Origin of the sequence: Streptomyces viridosporus, assembly GCF_002078235.1 — a bacterium.
Taxonomy (GTDB): Bacteria; Actinomycetota; Actinomycetes; order Streptomycetales; family Streptomycetaceae; genus Streptomyces; species Streptomyces viridosporus.
The window spans coordinates 1-5,456 of sequence record NZ_MSGP01000067.1 but is presented as its reverse complement, the minus strand read 5'-3'; the positions used below and the strand labels follow the sequence as shown (position 1 = coordinate 5,456).

Here is a 5,456-nt window from a genome sequence, read left to right as displayed (position 1 = left end):
GCCGCCCGGCCCCCGCGCCCGCCACCAACCCCGACGCCGAGATGACCCAGGTGGTCCGACCGTGAACAAGCCCCTGCGCCACATCGCGATCTTCTGCGGGCTCCTCGTCCTCGCCCTGCTGCTCCGCGACAACTGGCTCCAGTACGTCCAGGCGGACGCCCTGCAGAAGCACGAGCGCAACCGGCGCATCGCCATCGAGCGCTACGCGCAGCCGCGCGGAGACATCATCGTCGACGGCAAGCCCATCACCGGCTCCAAGCAGACGTCGGGCAGCGACTTCGAGTACAAGCGCACCTACAAGAACGGCCCGATGTGGTCGCCGGTCACCGGCTACGCCTCGCAGGCCTACGGCGCGACCCAGCTGGAGAACATCGAGGACGGCATCCTCACCGGCAACGACGACCAGCTGTTCTTCCGCAACACGCTCGACATGCTCACCGGCAAGAAGAAGCAGGGCGGCAACGTCGTCACCACGCTCAACGCCGCCGCCCAGAAGGCCGCGTACGAAGGGCTGGAGAAGCAGGGCGGCAAGGGCGCCGTCGCCGCCATCGAGCCGTCCACCGGCAAGATCCTCGCCCTCGCCTCCTACCCGTCGTACGACCCGTCGTCGTTCGCCGGGAACTCCACCACCACGGACACCGAGGCCTGGGACAAGCTGCAGAAGAAGAACAACCCCGACGACCCGATGCTCAACCGGGCCCTGCGCGAGGTCTACCCGCCCGGCTCCACCTTCAAGGTCGTCACCGCCGCCGCCGCCCTGGAGAACGAGCTCTACACGGACGCGGACCAGAACACGCAGACGCCGCTGCCGTGGATCATGCCGGGCACCAGGACCCCGCTGAAGAACGACGGCGACCTCCCCTGCGAGGACGCCAGCCTGCGTGAGGCACTGCGCGTGTCCTGCAACACCGTCTTCGGCAAGATCGGTGCCGACCTCGGCAACGACAAGATGCTGGAGATGAGCGAGAAGTTCGGCTTCAACGCCGAGCAGTTCACCCCGGTCCGCGCCAACGCCTCCGTCTTCTCCAAGGACATGGACAAGGCGCAGACCGCGCTCTCCTCCATCGGCCAGTTCAACACCGCCGCGACCCCGCTGCAGATGGCCATGGTCACCGCGGCCATCGCCAACGACGGCACGCTGATGAAGCCGTACATGGTCGACGCGCTCCAGGACTCGAGCCTCAACCCCGTCGAGAAGACGGACCCGGAGGAGCTGAGCAAGCCGATGACCGCGAAGAACGCCCAGATCCTCCAGTCGATGATGGAGACGGTCGTCGAGAAGGGCACGGGCGGCAACGCCCGCATCCCCGGCGTCACCGTGGGCGGCAAGACCGGTACCGCCCAGCACGGTGTGGACAACAAGGAGAACCCCTACGCCTGGTTCATCTCCTACGCCAAGAGCGCCGACGGCAGCTCGCCGGTGGCCGTCGCGGTCGTGATCGAGGACGAGAACGCGGTGCGGGGCGACATCTCCGGCGGTGGCCTCGCGGCACCGATCGCCAAGAGCGTGATGGAGGCGGTCGTCAAGGCCAAGCAGTGACCCCGGTCACGTCTGCTTCACATCGGTGCACGTTGCGGTACCGGTCCTGTATCGGCTGACGAACTTGGCCAGGTCACACAAAAAGAGCCGGGTACCGTAGGCCCGGACTGCAGCCTCCGGCGGCACGCATGCCGCCCGGGACCGACGGAGAGGGCTGGTAGGTAGCTATGGAAGAGCCGCGTCGCCTCGGCGGCCGGTACGAACTGGGCCAGGTGCTCGGCCGCGGTGGCATGGCGGAGGTCTACCTCGCGCATGACAGCCGCCTCGGCCGCACCGTGGCGGTGAAGACGCTGCGCGCCGACCTGGCACGCGACCCGTCCTTCCAGGCCCGGTTCCGCCGGGAGGCCCAGTCGGCCGCCTCGCTCAACCATCCCGCGATCGTCGCGGTCTACGACACGGGCGAGGACTACATCGACGGGGTCTCCATCCCGTACATCGTCATGGAGTACGTCGACGGCTCCACGCTCCGTGAGCTCCTGCACAGCGGCCGCAAGCTGCTGCCGGAGCGGACGCTGGAGATGACCATCGGCATCCTCCAGGCCCTGGAGTACTCCCACCGGGCCGGCATCGTCCACCGCGACATCAAGCCGGCCAACGTCATGCTGACGCGCAACGGCCAGGTCAAGGTGATGGACTTCGGCATCGCCCGTGCGATGGGCGACGCCGGCATGACGATGACGCAGACCGCCGCCGTCATCGGCACCGCCCAGTACCTCTCGCCGGAGCAGGCCAAGGGCGAGCAGGTCGACGCGCGCTCCGACCTCTACTCCACCGGCTGCCTGCTGTACGAGCTGCTGACCGTCCGTCCGCCCTTCGTGGGCGACTCCCCGGTCGCGGTCGCCTACCAGCACGTGCGGGAGGAACCGCAGGCGCCGAGCGTCTTCGACCCCGAGATCACGCCCGAGATGGACGCGATCGTGCTGAAGGCGCTGGTCAAGGACCCCGACTACCGCTACCAGTCGGCCGACGAGATGCGTGCCGACATCGAGGCCTGCCTCGACGGCCAGCCGGTCGCGGCCGCCGCGGCGATGGGCGCCGCGGGTTACGGCGGCTACGGCGACGACCAGCAGACGACGGCCCTGCGCTCGGACGCCGGCGCCGGCGCGGCGACCTCGATGCTGCCGCCCATGAACCCGGACGGCGGCGGCTACGGCTACGACGACCGCCCCGACCGGCGCCGCCAGAACCCGAAGAAGAACAACACTTCGACGATATTGCTGGTCGTGGCGGGCGTCCTGGTCCTGATCGGCGCGATCCTGATCGGCCGCTGGGCCTTCAGCGGCGACGGGGTGAGCAACGACGGCGTGGCGGTCCCGAACTTCGTGGGCGAGACCAAAGCGGACGCCCAGGAGCGCGCCGACAACGTCGAGCTGAAGCTCTCCTTCGAGGAGAAGCCCTGCGAGGACCAGAGCAAGGGCCGGATCTGCGAACAGGACCTGAAGCCGGAGACCCAGGTCAAGAAGGGGGACACCGTCAACCTGGTGGTGTCCACCGGAGCGCCGAAGGTGGCGGTGCCGAGCGTGATCGGCCTCAGCCTGGAGGACGCCAAGGCCAAGCTGGAGGGCGACGACTACCAGCTCAAGATCGAGACGGAGACCCGGGTGTCCTCGGAGACCCCGAACAGCGTCCTCGACCAGAACCCGCCCTCCGGCAAGGAGGTGGAGAAGGGCTCCACGATCACCCTGGTGATCGCCAAGGAGGAGGCCAAGTCCACCGTCCCGGACGTCATCAACAGGTCCTGTGAAGAGGCCAAGGCCCAGATGTCGGCCAGCGACCTGGTGGGCAACTGCACCGAGCAGGAGACCGACGACCCGAACCAGGTCGGCAAGGTCATCTCGACCACGCCGAGCGCCAACACTCCGATCGGCAAGGGCTCCCAGGTCCAGATCGTCGTCGGCAAGGCCAAGCAGGAAGAGAAGTTCGGCATGCCGAAGGTCACTCAGATGACGGTCGGCCAGGCCAAGCAGGTCCTCGCCCAGGCGGGCCTGCAGCTCGAGCGGGTCGAGGGCGTGGACGACGACAACGCCGTGGTGATCCAGAGCAACCCGCCGGAGGGCCAGGAGGTCAAGAAGGGCGACAAGGTCACCCTGATCGCCATCGGCCAGCAGGGCGGCAACGGCGGCAACAACGGCGGCTTCTTCGGCGGCCTCACCGGCGGTCGCGGGAACGACTGACCCTCCCGGCCCGGAACGGCAGGAGCCCCGGCACCCTCTTCGGAGGGGCCGGGCTCTTTCGTGGGTCCGTCCCGAACCCGCGTTCCTGCTTCACCCGTGCCTCCGCGCGCCTTCGCGCACCTCCACGGGGCCGCGCCGGGCCCGGTACGGGGAAGGCCCGGCGCCGCGACGTCCTGTCGTGGCTCCGGGCCCTCTCCGTGCCGGGCTGCCGGCCCCCTGCGAGGAGGACGGTCAGCGCAGTTCCGCGGGTGGCGTCCGTTCGTCGTCCACCTTCTCCGTGCGGACCAGTTCGCCCCAGACGATGTAGCGGTACTTGCTGGTGAACACCGGCGTGCAGGTGGTCAGCGTGATGTAGTGGCCGGCCTTCTTCTTCCCGGACTCCTTCGGGACCGGGGAGAGGACCTCGACGTTGTACTTCGAGGTCTCGGGGAGGATGCCGTAGACCTTGTAGACGTACCACGTGTCCTTCGTCTCGAAGACGATCGGGTCGCCCTTCTCGATCTGGTGGATGCCGTGGAACTTGGCCCCGTGGCCGTCCCGGTGGGCCGCGAGCGAGAAGTTGCCCTTCTTGCCGGAGGTCGGCAGGGTCGCCTTGACGGGGTCGGTGTAGTAGCCGGCGACGCCGTCGTTGAGGACCTTCATCGAGGTGCCCTTCTCGACGAGGATCTCGTCCCCGTTCATCGTGGGCACGTGGAGGAAGCCGATGCCGTCCTTGCTGTCGAAGGAGACGGGACCGCCGCCGTCGGACTCCCGGCTCCAGGAGTCACGGATCTTGTCCGCCTGCTCGCCCGCCGCGCGGTCGGCGACGACGTTCGTCCACCACAGCGAGTAGGCGACGAACAGGCCCAGCACCAGGCCCGCGGTGATGAGGAGTTCTCCGAAGAGGCTGACCACGAGCGCCACCGGGCTCATGCGGCGGCGGCGTGCCGCGGGCGGCGGTGACGCGGGCCCGTCGGTGTGCTGTTCGGTGTCGTCGGCGGTCGCTGCCACGTTTCCTCTGCCCTTACCTGACGAGCGCATCCGGCTTGCCCTTGCTGCGCGGCCGTTCCTCGTCCATCTTGCCCCAGACGATCATGCGGTACTTGCTGGTGAACTCCGGCGTGCAGGTGGTCAGTGTGATGTAGCGACCGGGTTCCGTGAAGCCCGAGCCCTTCGGGACCGGTTCGAGGACGCTGATGTTGCTCGGCGAGGTCACCGGCAGGATCGACGCCATCTTGTAGACGAAGTACGTGTCCTGCGTCTCCACGACGATCGGGTCGCCCGGCTCCAGCCGGTTGATGTACCGGAACGGCTCACCGTGCGTGTTCCGGTGGCCCGCCAGCCCGAAGTTGCCGCTCTTCTCGTCCGGCATCGCCGTCTTCAGCGCGCCCTCCGCGTAGTGGCCCACCATGCCCCGGTCGAGCACCTTCTTGCTGTTGATGCCCTCGGCGATCGGCACCACCACGTCCAGCTTCGGGATGTGCAGCAGCGCGAAACCCTGACCCGGCTCGAACACGCCCGGATTGCGCTTGCCGTTCGCCCAGTCGCTCTGGAGGTCGCTGAGTTCCTTGCCGGCCTGTGCCTGCGCCCGCACGTTCGTCCACCACAACTGGTAGGTGACGAACAGCAGCATCAGCACGCCGGTGGTGATGAACACCTCGCCGATCGCACGGCTCGCGACGACCGCGGGGCTCGCCCGGCGCGCCCGGGCCCGCCGTCGTGCCTCCACCCGCGACAGCGGCGCCCCGGACGGCCCCTCAGGG

General features: G+C 68.5%; 4 protein-coding genes. 2 read left to right on the top strand and 2 right to left on the bottom strand.

The window, feature by feature from the left end:
* The first annotated feature begins 61 nt into the window (after positions 1-61).
* Both B7L92_RS04900 and pknB read left to right on the top strand, forming a co-directional pair.
* A complete protein-coding gene (locus B7L92_RS04900) occupies positions 62-1,540 on the top strand; it encodes a peptidoglycan D,D-transpeptidase FtsI family protein (RefSeq protein WP_081236246.1) in 1,479 nt (492 codons plus the stop codon).
* Between the two features lie 167 nt (positions 1,541-1,707).
* Positions 1,708-3,714 carry a Stk1 family PASTA domain-containing Ser/Thr kinase gene (pknB, locus tag B7L92_RS04890; RefSeq protein ID WP_081236245.1) on the top strand — a complete coding sequence of 669 codons (2,007 nt, stop codon included), beginning with the start codon at positions 1,708-1,710 and terminating at the stop codon, positions 3,712-3,714.
* 231 nt (positions 3,715-3,945) lie between these two features.
* Here the strand turns inward: pknB and B7L92_RS04885 are convergent, their stop codons facing one another.
* Both B7L92_RS04885 and B7L92_RS04880 read right to left on the bottom strand, forming a co-directional pair.
* The gene (locus B7L92_RS04885) at positions 3,946-4,704 is read right to left on the bottom strand and encodes a class E sortase (protein WP_081236244.1); all 759 of its coding nucleotides are present in this window, start codon (positions 4,702-4,704) and stop codon (positions 3,946-3,948) included.
* A 13-nt stretch (positions 4,705-4,717) separates the two neighbouring features.
* On the bottom strand, positions 4,718-5,456 hold a 739-nt coding region (locus B7L92_RS04880), incomplete at its 5' end, for a class E sortase (protein ID WP_081236247.1).